Source organism: Halobaculum limi (genome assembly GCF_029490015.1).
GTDB lineage: Archaea > Halobacteriota > Halobacteria > Halobacteriales > Haloferacaceae > Halobaculum > Halobaculum limi.
The window spans coordinates 1507815-1523723 of record NZ_CP120468.1 but is presented as its reverse complement, the minus strand read 5'-3'; the positions used below and the strand labels follow the sequence as shown (position 1 = coordinate 1523723).

18 protein-coding genes and 1 tRNA gene are annotated in these 15909 nt (G+C 63.6%); 7 read left to right on the top strand and 12 right to left on the bottom strand.

The annotated features are described in order from the left end of the window. Nucleotides 1-40: 40 nt before the first annotated feature. Nucleotides 41-550 carry a halocyanin domain-containing protein gene (locus tag P0D77_RS07725; protein WP_277555718.1) on the top strand — a complete coding sequence of 170 codons (510 nt, stop codon included), beginning with the start codon at nucleotides 41-43 and terminating at the stop codon, nucleotides 548-550. Between the two features lie 18 nt (nucleotides 551-568). On the opposite strand, the gene P0D77_RS07720 is transcribed toward P0D77_RS07725, so the two are convergent. From P0D77_RS07720 to P0D77_RS07710, 3 genes are all read right to left on the bottom strand, one after another. Continuing rightward, nucleotides 569-1606 (bottom strand): mandelate racemase/muconate lactonizing enzyme family protein, encoded by a 1038-nt coding sequence (locus P0D77_RS07720; RefSeq protein ID WP_277555717.1) that lies wholly within the window; start codon nucleotides 1604-1606, stop codon nucleotides 569-571. A gap of 2 nt (nucleotides 1607-1608) precedes the next feature. Beyond that, nucleotides 1609-2556 (bottom strand): 1,4-dihydroxy-2-naphthoate polyprenyltransferase, encoded by a 948-nt coding sequence (locus P0D77_RS07715; RefSeq protein WP_277555715.1) that lies wholly within the window; start codon nucleotides 2554-2556, stop codon nucleotides 1609-1611. Nucleotides 2557-2795: 239 nt separating this feature from the next. Then, a complete protein-coding gene (locus tag P0D77_RS07710) occupies nucleotides 2796-2996 on the bottom strand; it encodes a YgaP family membrane protein (RefSeq protein WP_277555762.1) in 201 nt (66 codons plus the stop codon). 782 nt (nucleotides 2997-3778) lie between these two features. Between P0D77_RS07710 and P0D77_RS07705 the strand changes: the two genes are divergently transcribed. Beyond that, nucleotides 3779-4549 (top strand): hypothetical protein, encoded by a 771-nt coding sequence (locus P0D77_RS07705; protein WP_277555714.1) that lies wholly within the window; start codon nucleotides 3779-3781, stop codon nucleotides 4547-4549. A 453-nt stretch (nucleotides 4550-5002) separates the two neighbouring features. Here P0D77_RS07705 and P0D77_RS07700 read toward each other — a convergent pair whose 3' ends face one another. From P0D77_RS07700 to menD, 3 genes are all read right to left on the bottom strand, one after another. Continuing rightward, a complete protein-coding gene (locus P0D77_RS07700) occupies nucleotides 5003-5947 on the bottom strand; it encodes a 1,4-dihydroxy-2-naphthoyl-CoA synthase (RefSeq protein ID WP_277555713.1) in 945 nt (314 codons plus the stop codon). A gap of 57 nt (nucleotides 5948-6004) precedes the next feature. Continuing rightward, complete coding sequence (locus P0D77_RS07695) at nucleotides 6005-6547, bottom strand: DUF8215 family protein (protein WP_277555712.1); 543 nt, start codon at nucleotides 6545-6547, stop codon at nucleotides 6005-6007. A gap of 89 nt (nucleotides 6548-6636) precedes the next feature. Further along, nucleotides 6637-8409 (bottom strand): 2-succinyl-5-enolpyruvyl-6-hydroxy-3-cyclohexene-1-carboxylic-acid synthase, encoded by a 1773-nt coding sequence (menD, locus tag P0D77_RS07690; protein WP_277555711.1) that lies wholly within the window; start codon nucleotides 8407-8409, stop codon nucleotides 6637-6639. A 130-nt stretch (nucleotides 8410-8539) separates the two neighbouring features. Here menD and P0D77_RS07685 point away from each other — a divergent pair, with 130 nt between their 5' ends. Then, on the top strand, nucleotides 8540-8824 hold the full coding sequence (locus P0D77_RS07685) for a DUF5789 family protein (protein ID WP_277555710.1): 285 nt from the start codon (nucleotides 8540-8542) through the stop codon (nucleotides 8822-8824). Between the two features lie 68 nt (nucleotides 8825-8892). Here P0D77_RS07685 and P0D77_RS07680 read toward each other — a convergent pair whose 3' ends face one another. The 3 genes from P0D77_RS07680 to P0D77_RS07670 all read right to left on the bottom strand — a co-directional run bounded on the left by P0D77_RS07680 (nucleotide 8893) and on the right by P0D77_RS07670 (nucleotide 10986). Further along, complete coding sequence (locus P0D77_RS07680; RefSeq protein ID WP_277555709.1) at nucleotides 8893-9315, bottom strand: CoA-binding protein; 423 nt, start codon at nucleotides 9313-9315, stop codon at nucleotides 8893-8895. 57 nt (nucleotides 9316-9372) lie between these two features. Next, a complete protein-coding gene (locus P0D77_RS07675; RefSeq protein ID WP_277555708.1) occupies nucleotides 9373-9981 on the bottom strand; it encodes an RAD55 family ATPase in 609 nt (202 codons plus the stop codon). A gap of 162 nt (nucleotides 9982-10143) precedes the next feature. Further along, entirely contained in the window at nucleotides 10144-10986 is an 843-nt protein-coding gene (locus tag P0D77_RS07670) for a geranylgeranylglycerol-phosphate geranylgeranyltransferase (protein ID WP_277555706.1), read from the bottom strand. Nucleotides 10987-11312: 326 nt separating this feature from the next. On the opposite strand from P0D77_RS07670, the gene P0D77_RS07665 reads away from it, so the two are divergent. Then, nucleotides 11313-11387: transfer RNA gene (locus tag P0D77_RS07665), tRNA-Arg, on the top strand. 274 nt (nucleotides 11388-11661) lie between these two features. Here the strand turns inward: P0D77_RS07665 and P0D77_RS07660 are convergent. Further along, nucleotides 11662-11943 (bottom strand): hypothetical protein, encoded by a 282-nt coding sequence (locus tag P0D77_RS07660; protein WP_277555705.1) that lies wholly within the window; start codon nucleotides 11941-11943, stop codon nucleotides 11662-11664. 715 nt (nucleotides 11944-12658) lie between these two features. Between P0D77_RS07660 and ddfA the strand changes: the two genes are divergently transcribed. Next, nucleotides 12659-12961, top strand: a complete 303-nt coding sequence (gene ddfA / locus P0D77_RS07655; protein WP_277555704.1) for a DdfA family disk-determining factor — start codon at nucleotides 12659-12661, stop codon at nucleotides 12959-12961. Nucleotides 12962-12991: 30 nt separating this feature from the next. Here ddfA and P0D77_RS07650 read toward each other — a convergent pair whose 3' ends face one another. After that, a complete protein-coding gene (locus tag P0D77_RS07650; protein ID WP_277555703.1) occupies nucleotides 12992-13795 on the bottom strand; it encodes a TrmB family transcriptional regulator in 804 nt (267 codons plus the stop codon). A gap of 390 nt (nucleotides 13796-14185) precedes the next feature. Between P0D77_RS07650 and P0D77_RS07645 the strand changes: the two genes are divergently transcribed. Together P0D77_RS07645 and P0D77_RS07640 are read left to right on the top strand one after the other, a co-directional pair. Further along, a complete protein-coding gene (locus tag P0D77_RS07645) occupies nucleotides 14186-14983 on the top strand; it encodes a TrmB family transcriptional regulator (protein WP_277555701.1) in 798 nt (265 codons plus the stop codon). A gap of 100 nt (nucleotides 14984-15083) precedes the next feature. Then, complete coding sequence (locus tag P0D77_RS07640; protein WP_277555700.1) at nucleotides 15084-15407, top strand: HalOD1 output domain-containing protein; 324 nt, start codon at nucleotides 15084-15086, stop codon at nucleotides 15405-15407. 18 nt (nucleotides 15408-15425) lie between these two features. On the opposite strand, the gene P0D77_RS07635 is transcribed toward P0D77_RS07640, so the two are convergent. Continuing rightward, a complete protein-coding gene (locus tag P0D77_RS07635) occupies nucleotides 15426-15761 on the bottom strand; it encodes a DUF7344 domain-containing protein (RefSeq protein ID WP_277555699.1) in 336 nt (111 codons plus the stop codon). Nucleotides 15762-15909 lie beyond the last annotated feature (148 nt).

The following is a 15909-nucleotide window of genomic DNA, read 5'->3' as shown; positions in this document are numbered from 1 at the left end:
AAGCCGGTGTCGTCATTGTCGTTCGGCCCCGACGGTCGGTATGGACGATGCGACCACGGGCGAACGCGGCCCGCGGCGACGCAGACTGACCCGAAGACGAGCACTCTCGCTCGTCGCGACCGGTACACTCGTCGGTCTCGCTGGCTGTTCGGGTGGAAGTGCCAGCGGCGAGAACGGCGACACCGGTGACGACGCGACCGGAACGCCCCGCTACGACGGCTACCTCGACGGTGCGAGCGGCTACGATGGGAGCGTCACCGACCGAACCGGAAGCGACGAAGTGTCTGTGACGGTCGGCGCGGGCGACGGGTTCGGGTTCGACCCCGCCGCAGTCCGCGTCTCGCCGGACACGACCGTCGTCTGGGAGTGGAGCGGACTGGGAAGCCGCCACAACGTCGTCGACGAGGACGGCGCCTTCGAGAGTCCCTACTACGCCGCAGAGGGAGAGACGTTCTCTCACGAGTTCACCGAGGTCGGGGTGACGAAGTACTACTGCACGCCGCACAGGAACCTCGGGATGGTCGGCGTCGTCGAGGTCGTCGAGGAGTAATCCGCAGCAGCGCCGATTCTACACCAGGTCTACGAACGCGCCGCCGGCGAGCCCTGGCTCCGTGGGAACTGCGATCCGACCGTCCTCGACGGGGACTGGGTCGTCGTCGACAACGTCACCCGCGAGCAAGTCGCCGGTCCCGAGGCCGTGGGCACGGCCACTACCACCGGGCATCGCCGCACCGACGTGGACCGCGGCGGTGCGTGCCACCGCCGCGTCGATAGTCGTGGTGACGACTGGCGTGACGCCCGCGTGGGCCGCCGCGCGCCCCGCCGCGAGCGCCCGTGACGGTCCGCCGAGCGCCATCGGCTTGAGAACCACCGCGTCGCAGGCGCCGGCGTCGAGCACCGCACCGACACCGTACTCGATGAGCGACTCGTCGAGGGCGACCGGTGCGCCGACGCCGCGAAGCGCCGCGTGTCCCGCGATGTCGCTCGCGGACAGTGGTTGTTCGACGTACTCCACGAGACCATCGAGCGCCGCAAGCGCCTCCCGTGCCTCCTCGACGTCCCACGCACCGTTGGCGTCGGCCCGCAACGTCACCGGCGTGTCGGTGTCGGCCACCGCGTCCGCGACTGCCTCGACACGAGCGACATCTCGCTCGACGCTCCCGATGCCGACCTTCAGTTTCAGCGTCCGGTAGCCGTCTTCGACCGCCGCGCGCGCCGCATCGACAGTCTCCTCGACGGACGCGTCCCCGACGGTCGCGTTCACTGGAACTGACGCCGCGGGCGAGTCGTCGCGGGCGAGCGTCGCGGCGACCGACCGGTCTAACCGCCGAGCGACCGCGTCGCGGTACGCGAGCGTCACGGCGTGGCGAGCGGCGGGCGCGTTCGGGCCCGGGAGAGTGCCGCCGTCGCGGGCGCGTTCGAGCGACGCGTAGCAGTCTTCGAGCGACTCAGTCCACCCCGGCAACGGCGTCGCCTCGCCGACACCTGGCGTCCCACCCACGTCGACGCGGACGAGTAAGCCCTCACGGGCCTCGATGTCGCCGGCAGCCGTCGACAGCGGCGCGGCGAGGTCGACCGCGAACTCGCGGAGTGCGACGACGCTCACAGTTACAGCGCCAGTCCCAGCGCGAACAACGCCGCGAACGCCGCGAGCAGTTTCCCAGTGCGTTCCAACGCGGGATTGAGCGCCTCACCTGCGGTCTCTGTGAGGACAGTCTTCGTCAGCGGCACAGCCAGCGGGAGCGTCGCCAGCGGGAGCAACGAAGTCAGATCGCCGGTCGCGGTCCAGAAGACGACCGGAACCGTGTACGCCATCCCCACTAGGAAGACGAACTGCGCCCGCGAGAAGCCGTAGCCGAAGCGGACGGTGAGCGTGTTCTTGCCCGTCTCCACGTCCTCCTCGCGGTCGCGGAGATTGTTGACGACGAGGATGTTCGTCGAGATGGCGGCGACGGGAAGGGAGGCGACGAGGGCCGCGAGGGGGACGAGTTCCGCACGCGGGACGAGGGTGAGAAAATCGACGCCGAGGACGGCCGCCGCCTGCACGTAGTAGGTGCCCGTGACAGCGACGACGCCGAAAAAGAGGAACACGAACACGTCGCCGAGGCCGTGGTACGCGAGCGGGTACGGCCCACCGGTGTAGGCGACGCCCATCGTCACCGAGACGAGGCCGACGATCATAATGGGGAGGCCGGCGACGGCGACTAAGTACGCACCGACGACGATGGCCGCGAGGAAGGTGAGCCACATCGCTCGCTTCACCTCCGCAGGGTCGATGAGGCCGCCCGCGGTGACGCGGGTGAACCCCTCCCGATCTGCGGTATCTGCGCCCTTCTCGGCGTCGTAGTAGTCGTTCGCGAAGTTCGTCCCGATCTGGATCAGCGCCGCGCCGATGAGGGCGACCAGCGCCGGAAGGAGGGCGAACACATCGTCGCGAAACGCCAGTCCGGTCCCGACGAGCACCGGCGCGAGCGCCGCCGGAAGCGTCTGCGGGCGGGCAGCGATGACCCACGCCTCCCGTCTGGAGATGTCCGCCTGACTCGTCTCCGTACTCATTGTCGAGTCCTCGGGCGGACGGGGCAAGAAGGGTTGGCTTCTAATTCGGAGTTGTATTTATTATCTCGAGTATGTCAAATATTGATATAGATGTCTCAGGAGAGGGCGCAGCGAATTTCGAGATTGAGGAGCCAGATCCTGAGAGTAGTTATTCCAACAATGAATATCTAAGATCTGTTGAAATCCTCAGAGGATGTCCAGTAAGACACCTTCGTCGTTAGATACAGGGCCCGAATGTGTCAGTTTTCACCTGCGGAGGTATCGATTCCGAGCACTGCGTTCCCACCACAGTGGCCAGTCAACGAGTTCGACAGCAATCCAAATCCCGAGATACCCGTGATCGCGGCGAGGACTTTTCTTCGGTCAAGTAACGCGCCAACACTCATCGCGAGCAACCAAATGCCTGCGACACCTCGAACGACCCGGTCAGCCGTCGACATATTCTGACTGAGGTTCATATATATAACAGTGGATGCTCCTCCAACAAAATATTACGCACCACTGACAGACGATATGGATCTCATATGGGCGGTGCACTTGGAGTGCCGCATACGCACCAGCTATCTAACGGCTGTTTCGGCGGCATATACTTCGGATTACTATGATTTCAACACAGCCGCCCGTTTGGGAGCTCGGTCCACGTTAGCTGAATTTGAGTAAGAGACGACTCAACTTCATCGTCTGGCAACAGAGGCTCGTCAACGGCGGCTAACGTGTGATTTACCGCGTGAACAGTCTCTGCGGCAAGAACCCCACCCTCGTGTTCATCAGGGATTTCCATCTGTTCGATCCATCCAATGACGCTGAACTCAGTGGCGATGCACAGCAGTCGACGTCTCCGAGCTAGGTGCAACTCAATTCGCTGAAATCGGTTGTAGTACTGTTCTCCGCTGCCCACTCCACAAACTGAAAATTGTCATCGCAGTTATTGACTAGAATCCGGAATGTACGAGTGATGAATGGGACCGAATTAAATCGTCGTTCATTTCTCCGGACGCTCGGTGTTGCAGGAGTGCTTGGACTTGCTGGCTGCGGGGGAAGACGGAAGATCGAATCGGGAGACAGAATTGATTCGTTCATCATGCAAGGTCCTGGGACGAGCGATCGGATCCGCATCCCACCAGGTACCTACGAGTGGAACGGGACTGGATTAGATGTACGCACTGCCCTCGTGGGAGCTGGTTCCTCTGGAGACGTCGTTTTGGAGTTACAATCCGGGACGATGGAGGGGGTAGTCCGTGGGACGCTGGAGAACATCGTGATCAGAGGGAACAACCCCGAATCGAAAGCGGGCTTAGATCTGTACCCTGGTGGTGTGATTCGCGGGTTCTGCTGGCCCGAAGGAGGTGGGAAAGATCAAGACCGAGCGATCTATCATCCCGAGAGCGGTGCCCGGACGTCGATTCAGAATGCTTGCATCGCAGGAATGGCCAACAATGGTGCCTACATAGACAAAACGCCGGTCACCGTCGAAGATAGTTCGTTCATCAACAGTAACGTGGCAAATCTCCGCGTTGGGCTCGATGAGGGGTCCGACCCTGAAGCAGTCAGTTACATCCGCAATTCGCTCATCGCTGTGACGAGTGATGTTCGCACCGACGCCGATTCCGGCCAGAACCCAGTTGGATTACGGATTCGCCGAACCGGGCAGTTCGTCGTTGAAAACTGCTGGTTCGTCTTTGGAGCAGGTGCACCAGGTTCGGACGGACTGGTCGAGATCAAAGGCGATGACGTCTCCGTCGAGTTCCGTGAGTGTCACTTCCACAACGACACCGAGAGTCAGGTGATCAGAGATGGCGGAGACAATAATCAGGTCACCCTCACGAACTGTACGGTGAGCGGTGAGGGGAACACGACGGTGTCGGCCGACTCCGTTTCTGGATCGCTGCGAACGGAGACGAGGCAGGTCCCGCTCCCATCAACTGTGACGGGATATCCACAGGCAGATGACGCATACGGGTTTGACCCTCAGGCGATCCCATTCGACCGGTGAGAACCGCTCGGATGTGGAGTAGCGTGGAGTAGCGGCCAAGTTCGAAGACACGTATCGACGTGTTTGATCGCACCACTGACGACTTCCAATGCCCAGAATACACCAACAACAGCAGGCTACTCAGCGATCTTCACTGGGAACGGTGAGGCGCCCCGAAGAACAACCTCGGAGAACTGGCGGTTAGTATTCTGCCTCAACGTGCTGTTCGAAGGCGTGGGAACTGGCGATGCCGGTCACGTCATCGGATTTTCTCACCAGACTTTGAGTATTCAACAGAGCCAGGAGTTCAAGACTGTAGGGTAGAATGTGTCCGGAATCTTGATAGAGCGATTCAACACGCCCTCTCAAGGACAAGAACTCAAGGTGTGCTATCCGGGTTTGGATCGTGGCTTATCCAATTTACGGACAGTTTAACTCCGGTTTTTGACGCCAAGCCCGAGATTTGAGTTTACATTAGTAGTGCCAGGGGAACTGACTGAAGTCCTGTTCGCGCCCCTCCAAGAACGCGTCCCGTCCCTCCTGCGCTTCGGGAGTCATATACGCGAGTCTGGTCGCCTCGCCCGCGAACACCTGCTGGCCGACCATCCCGTCGTCGGTCATATTGAACGCAAATTTGAGCATCCGCATCGCCGTCGGTGACTTGCTCGTCATCTCGTCGGCCCACTCCAGCGCCACGTCCTCCAGTTCCTCGTGCGGGATGGCTTCGTTCGCCATTCCCATATCGACCGCCTCCTCCGCGGAGTACGTCTTTCCGCGGAAGAACACCTCTCGCGCCTTCTTCTGGCCGACCTGTTTCGCGAGGTACGCGGAGCCGAAGCCGCCGTCGAAACTCGCCACGTCGGGATCCGTCTGGAGGAACTTCGCGTGTTCGTCGCTGGCGAGCGTGAGGTCACAGACGACGTGCAGGGAGTGACCGCCGCCGACCGCCCATCCGGGCACGACGGCGACGACGGGCTTTGGCATAAAGCGGATGAGGCGCTGGACTTCGAGGATGTGGAGGCGACCGGCTTTCGCCTCGCGCACGAGTTCGTCGTCGGACTCGTCCGCTTCGTCGTCGTCGCGGTACTCGTAGCCCGACTCGCCGCGGACGGACTGGTCGCCACCCGAGCAGAACGCCCACCCGCCGTCTTTCGGCGAGGGACCGTTCCCCGTGAGGAGGACACAGCCGATGTCGGCGCGCTTGCGTGCGTGGTCGAGGGCGGCGTACAGTTCGTCGACCGTCCCCGGCCGGAAGGCGTTGCGCTTCTCTGGGCGGTCGAACGCGATGCGGACGGTCGGGGAGTCGACCGCACGGTGGTAGGTGATGTCGTCGAACTCGTCGCTGCCGTCGACTGATTCCCACAGGTCCGGGTCGAAGATGTCGGAGACTGCGTCGCCGGTGTCGTCGGTGTCGCTCATACCCCGAACGCCGGCGGGAACGCGCAAAAAGGTGTACGTGTCGGCGGGGTCGCCCGCTCACCGATTCCGACGCCGTCGGTCCGCACGGAGGGCGAACACGTCCCGACGGCGACGCGCCGGTGGGTCAGACCCCACCCGAGGGACGAGTCGGAAGACGGCGGGAAACGCGACGCCAGCGACAGCGCCGAACGCGATGCTCACGACCGAGAGCGTGCCCGCGACGTCGGTTGGCAGCACCGCTGCGGCCAGCGCGTAGGCGGCAACGACGAGGACGACCACGTTGTAGTAGACGGCCCGCAGGAGGGGTCGGTTCGCGAGGCCGCGCGGCCACGCGGGAAACGCGTCGTAACGTGCGTGGAGTCGGTCGTCTCTAACCGTCGCGAGGCCCAAGACGAACGCCGTGTAGCCGCCGACGAGTGGGAGCGTCGCGTCGCGCGGGACGAACATCACCGAGAGGAGCAAGGACGGAAACGCGAGGACGCCGTGTTCGACGAACGAGTCGAACACGTCCTCGATGAACCGGCCGAGGGCGTCGTTGTCCCGTCGCTGACGCGACCGAACGACAGCCGCGTCCGTCTCGGGGTCCGTCCGGTCGATCATAGGCGGAATTGGTCGCCCGTACGCATAAAACCGAGTCGCGCGTGCATCGACAACTCCGGGCCGGTCGCGACGCCGAGGAGTTGCCTCCGCTACAGATCCGAGACCCGGTCGGCGACGCGGTCGGCTATCTCGCTGGTCAGGTCCTCTCGGACGCGGTGGCTCGCCTCCGCGTCGCTGGTCACCTCGATGACCTGCGTTCCCTCGTTCGTGACGCTCTCGCGGTACAGGTCACGGAACTGCTCGCGGTCGTCGCCGTCGACGCGGGCGAACGCCAGATCGTACAGATCCTCGGTCGCCTCGAAGTTCAAGTCGTGCGGCGTCTTGAACTGCCCCGTGAACGGCGGGTCGAACGCCTCGATGGGGAGCATGTGGAAGATGCCGCCGCCGTCGTTGTTGACGACGACGACCGTCGCGTCCACGTCACACCGCCCAAGCGCGAGGAGGCCGTTCATGTCGTGGTAGTACGCCAGGTCGCCGGTCACGAGCGTCAGGTCGTCCGTCGTCGCCGACCCCGCACCCAGTGCCGTCGAGACAATGCCGTCGATACCCGACGCGCCGCGGTTGCCGAGCATCGTCAGTCCCTTGGCGGCGGGCGCGGCGAAGCGGTCGGCGTCGCGAACGGGCATCGAGTTGGAGACGAACACCGTCGACGGCTCTGGGGCGAGTTCTGCCACGTCCCCAAGGACGCGTCCCTCGAAGAAGCGGTCCTCGTCGGCGACGGCATCCCAGTGGGCGGCTTCCGCGGTCTCCCAGCGCTCGCACCACTCACTCGACCCGCCGCCGCTCACCTGGCGGGACAGCGTCCCGCACAGTCGCGAGGGGTCGGCGACCACGAGGTCCGTCGCGGAGAACTCCGCCTCTCGCCACTCGCCCGCGGGGTCGACGAGCAACTGTCGCGCCTCGGTGTCCGCGAGGTACGTGCGAAGTAGCTTCGAGGTCGGCGACGCACCGAAGCGCAAGACGACCTCGGGGTCGGGCCAGTCGGCCGTCGCGTCGCCCGCGAGGAACCCGTCGTAGCCGCCGATGACGGGCGCGACGCGGGTGGCCGACCCGAAACGGAGTCCAGAGAGCGGGTCCGCGAGCACGGGGAACTCCGTCGCGTGTGCCAGCGCCGTCACCGCCTGCGGGTCCGGTCCCGGCGGGTCGGCGGGCCCGGCGACGATGAGTCCGCGGTCGACCGAGAGCGCGCGCGCGAGTCGCTGGAGGTCGCGGTCGTCGGGCATCGGGTGGCCGGCGGTCGTCGAGACGAACGCGCCGTCGCGACCCTCCGCCGCGAGCGACGAGAGGTCGTCCGGCACGTCGCCCTCGACGGGCACGGGTTCCAGCGGCTTGCGGAACGGGACGTTGAGGTGGACCGGGCCGGCGGGCGTCCCCTCCGCTGTCGACACCGCGCGAGCGAGGTCGGTCCTGAGCGAGCGGAGTTTCCGCTCGGTCGGTTCGGGTTCGGGGAGGTCCTTGTACCAGCGGACGGCGTCGCCGTACAGTTTCTCCTGGTCGACGGTCTGGTTCGCGCCGGAGTCGCGCAGTTCCGGCGGGCGGTCTGCGGTGAGTAACACCATCGGGACGCGCGACTGGAACGCCTCCATCACGGCGGGGTGGAAGTTCGCGGCGGCGGTGCCGGAGGTACACACCAGCGGCGTTATCTTCCCGGTGCGACGTGCCCGACCGAGTGCGAAGAAGGCAGACGAGCGCTCGTCGAGATGCGAGAAGACGTGGATGTCGGGGTGTTCGTCGAACGCGACGGTCAGCGGCGTCGACCGGGATCCGGGGGTGATGCAGACGGCGTCGACGCCCGCCGCGGCGAGTTCGTCGGCGATGGCGCGACCCCACAGCGTGTTCCGGTTCGGCGCGTGGGCGGTCATAGCTCCGCTTCGACCGGAGAGGGGTTAAACGGCGGTGGGTCGCGACGGAATATCCCCAGCAGGCGACGTGTAGTCAGTCGAACGACATCCCGAACACAGACACTTGCCGCGCGGTCGTGTGTGGTGAGGTATGCGACTCTCGGAGACGCGCGAGGCGTTCGCGAACAGACTGACGTTTCCGACCGACAGAGACACCGTTGTCGACCGCGTCGGAGACGTGACCCTCGATTCGCCAAACGGAGAGTCGGAGACAGTCGCGGCTGTCCTCGACCGCTCCGACGCCACGGAGTTCGCGTCGTCCACCGACCTCTACCTAACCGTCGTCGGTGCCGTCGACGAGGGGTTCGTCGGACGGAAACACTACGACGACCGCGGCGAGCAGACGGGACGCAGAGAGAACCAGCAGTCGTTTTGAGACCGTCGCACGAACCCACACTCGCAGTCACGCCGGGAGCGGTGCAGTCGAGCGCCGGCCGGCGGCGCTCACTCCAGCAGCCGACCGTGTTCGACTTTCATACAGCGGTCCTGAGTCGCCGTGAGACCGGCCTCCTCCGCGCGGGCGATGGCGTCGTCGTCGCTGATGCCGAGTTGGAGCCACACGCCTCGCACGTCGCCGCGGTCGTCGTGGCGTGCCAGCACCTCGTCGACGATGCCGGCGACCTCGTCGCTCGGGCGGAACACGTCGACGAGTTCGACGTCTTCGTTCACGTCCGCCAGTGAGTCGTACGCCTCGCGGCCGAGTATCTCGTCGGCGTAGGGGTTCACCGGGATGATATCGTAGCCGTGCTCCTGGAGGTACGCGGGGACGTCGTGGGCCGGTTTTCCGGGCGTACTCGAACAGCCGACGACCGCGATTGGGTCCATCGACAGCAGTTCGCGCAGGCCGTCGTCGTCGCTGACAGGCATACGTGACGGCTCGCGCGGGACGCGCAAAAAGGTACGGCGGGCGGGGGCGTGGGACGCTCAGGCGTTCGCCAATCGGACGGTTGGTTCGCCGTCTTCGGTAGTCTCGACGATGCCATCGAACAACTGCTTGAGCGTGTTCATCGTCTGGTCGTCGTGGGCCGTCGAGTCGATACAGTAGAGGCCGAGGCCGTCGACGCTCTGAATCCGTCCGGTGAACACGTGGAGGAATCGGAAGACGGTCTGCAGATCCGAGTACATCAGGAGCGTGGACAGCGAGTGGACCATCACGCGGTTCTGACGGATGCCGCGGTCCTTGTAAAACGCCTCGAGGAACTCCGAGAGTTTGATCCCGATACCCGTCATATCGACCGGAGAGGAGGTGTACTTGACCCGTTCGCTGTCGGAGACGTCGTTGACGCCCTGCTGTCGGCTGACCGTGTCGACGACGGCGACGGGGCGACTCTCGTACGCTTCGCGCTTTTCGTACTGTGAGAGGAGGCGGTCGGCAGAGTCTTTCGTCGTCACCATAATCGCGCCCTCGCCGTTTCGAGTCCCTTCTGCGAGGACGTCGAGTGCGAGGTCGCGCTTCCCGCTCAGCGGCGGGCCGGAGATGAGGATGTTCGAACCGGGTTCGATCTCCGACCCGAGTGGCTCGACGTTATACATACAGCGCCTCCGCGGAAATTCCGGTGCTCGCGGGACGGACGCCACGCTCTCGCGGGATCGTCGTTCGCTCCGCTACACCGGGAGTCATCCAACTACTCGTGTCTTGCTGTGAGCCGGTATTATTCTTTATGATTGTGAAGAAGGATGCCGGACGGCTCACGGTCACGTCAACACCGTCCCGAGTCGCCCCGCGACGAACGCCGCCGCCGCGAGAAACGTCCCACGTTTGATCCACCGTTGTGCCGTCGACGGGTCGCGAAAGCCCCACGCAGTCGCACCCAGCATCGTCGCGTCCGCCGGGACCACGACCGCCAGGTACGCGAGGCCGAACGTCCCGCCCAGATACGGGGCGACGCTCCCAAGCGTCGCTGCCGCCATCGCCCCCGTCGCCAGCGCCAACGCCGGGCGTTCGCCGACGACGATGGGGAGCGTCCGCAGGCCCTCCTCACGGTCGCCGGCGACGTCTTCGACGTCTTTCACGACCTCGCGGGCGAACGTCGCCGTCGCCGCGAGGCCGAACAGCGTCCACGTCGGCGGCGCGATTGGGCCGACCGCGGCCGCACCGAACAGGAACGTCGACCCAGTGAGATACGCGACGACGAGGTTGCCGACCGCGGGCAGCCCCTTGAACAGTTGCGTGTACGCGAGCAGCGCGAGGAGATTCGCCACCGCGATTCCGAGCGCGAGCGGCGGGAGCGACAGCGCCGCCCCCGTCGCGACGGCAAAGAGGCCAGCCGCGAACAGCGCCGCCTGCCGTGGGGAGACGCGACCACTCGGGATCGGCCGATCCGGCCGGTTCACGGCGTCGATGTCGCGGTCGAAGTAGTCGTTGACCGCGTTCCCAGCGCCGGTTGCCGCGACGGTGGCCGTCACCGCCAGCGCGACGGCAGCCGGTGCGTCCAGGCCGCCGGCGACGAACGCCCCGACGAACGTGAGCGCACCCGCCGCGACCGCGTTGCCGACGCGGGCGAGTTCGAGGTAGCCGTCGAGCGTGCCTGTCGCCATCGGTAGCAGTCATCGGGCGATGGGGGATAAGTGACGCGGGACGGCGCGGCCGCTACGCTCGTCGACGTGAGATTGTCCGGGCGAACTCTCGCCCGGACGTTCCAGTGCCACTTGGACACCGGCGATACTGCGACCGCCGGGCCAGCCCGGCACCGGAACCCAACCCAACATGGAACCAACGCCCGACCGACTGCCCGCCTCCACCCCGACCGTTGCGGCCGTCGTCGCCGTTGGAGCGAAATCAATTCGCCTATTTATATCTTCGTGTCCGAATCGCCGCCGGGAAGCGCGGGACTTATGCGGGTCAGTCCGGTACGGAGTCGTGAGGGCGCTTAGCTCAGTCTGGACAGAGTGCTTGGCTTCGGACCAAGTTGTCGCGGGTTCAAATCCTGCAGCGCCCATCGCTTCTCACACAGGCCACATCCGGCAGCCGTGGGCAGGTTGTTCACGTATCTCCGTAGCTGCGGAGAGTGAGTTCGTTCGATCGGCGAACGATTCGGAAGGAGCGTGTTTCCCGCTGGTGGTCGCGCACAGCTAAACTGGGATAGGACTCACGAGACAGAGGCAAGAAAAGACGTCACGTAACGATGATTCCACCGTCGATCTCCATATACCGGTGCCCATAGCCACAGTAGGTCAGACAACTCAGCGTGTAATCGCCCCGTTGCGTTGCGCTCACCCGTCGAACGACGGGACTGGTGGAATTTTGGGGAGTTCGACGGGGTGCATCATCATGCCACCGCCCATGTGGACTTGTCCAGAGGGTATGGTCGCGAGGCTATGATCTGGGTACTGCTCGTTCGCTTCGTCCAGCAGTTCGTGGAAGTCGCCGTCGGCCGGGGCCGGGATGCGTTCCGCGTTTCGTTCTTCGAGGGCCTCGTGGTCGGGTAGGGCGTCTTGGACCGATGCTGGAAGGGACTGGACGGCTTGACTCGCGAGCGTGTTGAATGCGACCACACGGAGAACATCGTTCCGTTGCAGCCTGATGCGGTCCTGTTCCTCACCGGAGTCGTCGACGATGATGAAGCCCCAGTGGTACGCCCCAACGTAGATCGTTCGATCGACGCCGCTGCTGTCTCCCGGGAGATTTCCGACGCAGCCCGAGAGACCCGTGCGGGTGGCTCCGAGCGCAGTGAGGAACTCGCGTCGCCGTACGTTCAGTGACGTGATCGTGACCTACTGCGGTTCCTCGCGGGTGAGATTCACACGCCGTTCCTCGAACTCCTCGTCGGAGAGCATCTCGGCACGCTGGCACTCGCGGGCGCTGCCGCAGTTGTCTCAGCTGTCGTCATGCTTCTCCTGGGCGTGTTCGGCGCGAACGGTGTCTACGAGGGCGCGCGGTGACGATGATGCAACAGTGGCACCTGGTCTTTGAGCCGACCGTCGTCGGGACCGTGGCCGGCATGGTCGAACCAGCGGTGATCAGCTTCGTCCTCGTGTACCCCTTCGCATGGCTGTACAACGTCTTCGCGCGGTACTACGAGGAGACAATACATCTACGTCACCGACAAAGTGGAGATCGTCATCGACACATCGCCCGAAGAGATCTGGGAGTCCGTCATCGACCCGAGTGTGTGCCAACACGCGGATTCAGCCCGTCAATGCGAAACCTGTTTTGATAATTCGGGTGAAATACTTCGGAGTTTTTCGTCGTGTAGCACGAATCAGACCTGTGGAGTACGAAATCGGGGCGGATGAATCGGTCAGCACGGCCGTCTTACGCGCGGTGAGCGCAGTCGAAGGCCGTGAACCACGCACCCTCCGACCGCTGGCAGATGTCGTTGATCCCGCTGCGTTAGATACGTTGTTCGACCCGCGATACGACGGAACACCTCGGACGGGTGGGCGGCTCTCGTTCGTCTACAACGAGTGTTACATCACGGTCGACAATGGCGAGTATCTCACTCTCCAGTTGCTCGAAGACCGTCTCTGCGACGAACGTACTCAAGAACCCTCTGCTAGTTGCATCTGGTGACGGCTCAGCCGATGGCCGCGTCCCTGGAGATCATTGCTTGGGGTCACGAGCGGTCAACAACCCCTGAGCCATGAGCCGTCTGGCGATGACGACGAGACCGTTCCCGAACCCTTCGCCGAAGACTGCTCGTTCCTCCTTGCTCTCGGGCATGATCGAACTCACGAGAATCGTCGAACGGTCGGCCAGAAGGAGCCGGCCGATTGCCGTTTCGTCTTCAGTAACATCCTCGCCGTGGAGCCACTCTAAGCCAGAGATGAACGTCGTTGCGTCCGGCACGGCCGTCTGGATCTGGTCTTGAAGCGACTCCGTCAGTGCGCCGATGAGGAGATCGACCCCGCGACCGACGTCGTTGAGCCTGGCAACGAGCTCGTCGGTCAGCAGAGACTCGTCACCCAGTACCAGCACGATCTCTTCGGACGCTTTCTCGATGAGTTGGTTCGTCCGATTTTCGATCCCGTCGCGCCCGGACATCGCCCACACCTGCTGGACGGGGGTCTCATCGTCTTCGTCGACGATTTCGACCGTGTCCAGCGCATCGTGGAGTCGCTCGACGCGGGCTTCGTACTGGTCCCGGAGGGTCTCGGTCGCCTCCTCGAGCGGAACCGCCCGGAACTGCTGCGGACTGGAATGCTGGATCTCGACCAGGCCTTGCGCCTCCAGCACACGAATCGCATCGTACACCCGCGTTCGGGGAACCTCCGTCATCTCGCTCAATCGCTTTGCTGTGCCCGTGTGGAGGCGGGACAGGCCGACGAAGCATCGCGCCTCGTATTCTTTCAAGCCGAGTTGCTGGAGGACTTCGACGGCGTCCTCCAAACTATCAGTCGTAGTCATGTAGTCCCAACCTCACGGGATGTCATCCAGTGAGTTACTCAATGAATTGCTTCGTGCACGGATAGGTATTGTTACTCGAGTTATGACGGCAAGCTCGGACGATGCGTCCGATGGGCGGTAATATGGTGCGAGGCCCCGACAGAGCCCAGGTTTCAAACTGTGTTGTGAGTCTCTCAGTGACTACACGTCAATTCGAATTTCGCTCGGCAATAACGCCCACAAACGGAGCTATTGAGATTCACCCGTATAATCACAATAAGTATTTATTGAACGAGACCCACCCCACTACTAGTGCGGGGTTCGGTTCTGTCCGCCAACCACCACACTGCAGCGTGCCGACCCAGTCACTCCCCGTGGCTGGGCTCACAGCGACCCACATTCGCAAGATCGATGAGCAACAATCCAGACGAGGACCCACAGTCCGTCGCGATCCAGCAGCTCGAACGGTTCGGCTTGAGTGCCTACGCCGCGCGGACATTCGTCGCGCTTGCTAGCCTCGGCACGGGGACAGCCAGAGACGTCAGCCAAGTATCGGAGGTGCCACGCACCCGAGTATACGACGCGATCGACGAGTTACACGACCGGGGACTCGTCGATGTCCTCCAATCCTCGCCCAAGCAGTTCTGGGCGATCTCCGCCGAGACCGCGAGTCGGACGTTCGAACACGAACTACAGCACCGCACGGAACTCCTTCGGACGGCGCTGACGGAACTCGAATCACTCGAACAACGATCCGAGCAGCGCGGCGTCTGGACGGTAAACGGGCAGACGCCAGTAACGGAACGCGTCCTGGAGTTCTTCGCGAGTGCGGAAGAGGAGATCGTCTACATGACCGTCGAGGACCTCCTCACCGAGGACCTGATCGAGGGGTTGGCCGAGGCCGCAAAGCGGGGCGTGTCGATCAAGCTCGCCGGAGTGTCGACGGATGTCCAGGAACGCATTCAGGACGATATCCCCGGCGCGACGATGTTCGAGTCGCTGTGGGTCTGGTCGGATACGTCGGCAGGCCGACTCATGATGGTCGACGGTCGGAAGACACTCGTGAGTGCGCTCGTCAACGGTACCGACGCGAGTCCGACCGATCCACGGTCGGAGACCGCCATCTGGGGCGAGGGCGACGCGAACAGTCTGGTCGTGGTTCTGAAGGCGATCTTCACCTGGCAACTCGACGCGGAGAATCAAACATGATGGAATCCACGAACCGCAGCGCAACGAACCGCAGTATCAATCTCTGCCTCGAGAATCAACGGAGTCGGGCACCCGCATCGACGGACTGGTGGGCTCACTCATGACGACATCCAATCGAGGAGACGATGACTACCGGGGCGCCGACGCGGACGGTGTCATTCGAACCAAGTTCGACTGGTCGTCGGTGACCCCGAGCATCGCGGTCATCGAGGCCGTCGCAATCGCGGCAGATCGTGAGCCCACGGCACTCGACCCGTTACAGGGGGCGGTCGACACAGATGCGCTAAATACGCTCCTGACCCCCGCGAGGGTCACTCGAGGCATCACGACCGTGTCCTTCGAGTTCGCTGGCCGTACGGTCACTGTCCAGAGCGATGGGGAGGTCGTCGTCCGGCCGGACGAGTCGCGACACGAATCGGAGTGACCGCAAGCCACGCTGGCGTCAGGGGGTCGTCACCGACACGCTTTCCAGGAGCGAGTCGAGCACCGCCTCGACCTGTTCGTCAGTATGGTACCGGATAGCCCCGCTTCTGTGTTCGAATTCGACGACGCCGTGCTCTGCCAACTTCGGCAGGTGGACGTGGTGTAGTTGGATGGCGAGTTCCTCTCGGTCCTGCGGTGGCCCGTCTTTGGAGTCAGAACCACTACTGTGGAACTGATCGACGAGTTCGTCAACCGTCAGGGTCCCGGTAGCCTCGTGGCGCAAGTGATGGATGACCCGACGTCGGTTCCGGTCGGCGACAAGGTGGAGACACGCGTCGAGACTGTCGGTCGTCATACTGCGTTACCTTCTACTGTGGTGTATCAACTGTAGAGGTTTTCACAGCTGGAAACAATTTTGATTATGTGAGTGACGCGCAAGCCTGCACGCTCTGCGTCACTGGTCAATCGGTTGCTGTACGCTCTCACTACGTCACCCGGTTACT

Coding starts and splice junctions, on each gene's coding strand:
- P0D77_RS07725 (WP_277555718.1), top strand. CDS start 41: ATGGACGATGCGACCACGGGCGAACGCGGCCCGCGGCGACGCAGACTG.
- P0D77_RS07670 (WP_277555706.1), bottom strand. CDS start 10,986: ATGGCGACAGGCACGCTCGACGGCTACCTCGAACTCGCCCGCGTCGGC.
- P0D77_RS07650 (WP_277555703.1), bottom strand. CDS start 13,795: ATGACTACGACTGATAGTTTGGAGGACGCCGTCGAAGTCCTCCAGCAA.
- P0D77_RS07680 (WP_277555709.1), bottom strand. CDS start 9,315: ATGCCTGTCAGCGACGACGACGGCCTGCGCGAACTGCTGTCGATGGAC.
- P0D77_RS07685 (WP_277555710.1), top strand. CDS start 8,540: ATGCGACTCTCGGAGACGCGCGAGGCGTTCGCGAACAGACTGACGTTT.
- menD (WP_277555711.1), bottom strand. CDS start 8,409: ATGACCGCCCACGCGCCGAACCGGAACACGCTGTGGGGTCGCGCCATC.
- P0D77_RS07675 (WP_277555708.1), bottom strand. CDS start 9,981: ATGTATAACGTCGAGCCACTCGGGTCGGAGATCGAACCCGGTTCGAAC.
- P0D77_RS07705 (WP_277555714.1), top strand. CDS start 3,779: ATGGAGGGGGTAGTCCGTGGGACGCTGGAGAACATCGTGATCAGAGGG.
- P0D77_RS07640 (WP_277555700.1), top strand. CDS start 15,084: ATGACGACATCCAATCGAGGAGACGATGACTACCGGGGCGCCGACGCG.
- P0D77_RS07715 (WP_277555715.1), bottom strand. CDS start 2,556: ATGAGTACGGAGACGAGTCAGGCGGACATCTCCAGACGGGAGGCGTGG.
- P0D77_RS07635 (WP_277555699.1), bottom strand. CDS start 15,761: ATGACGACCGACAGTCTCGACGCGTGTCTCCACCTTGTCGCCGACCGG.
- P0D77_RS07645 (WP_277555701.1), top strand. CDS start 14,186: ATGAGCAACAATCCAGACGAGGACCCACAGTCCGTCGCGATCCAGCAG.
- P0D77_RS07695 (WP_277555712.1), bottom strand. CDS start 6,547: ATGATCGACCGGACGGACCCCGAGACGGACGCGGCTGTCGTTCGGTCG.
- P0D77_RS07710 (WP_277555762.1), bottom strand. CDS start 2,996: ATGTCGACGGCTGACCGGGTCGTTCGAGGTGTCGCAGGCATTTGGTTG.
- P0D77_RS07700 (WP_277555713.1), bottom strand. CDS start 5,947: ATGAGCGACACCGACGACACCGGCGACGCAGTCTCCGACATCTTCGAC.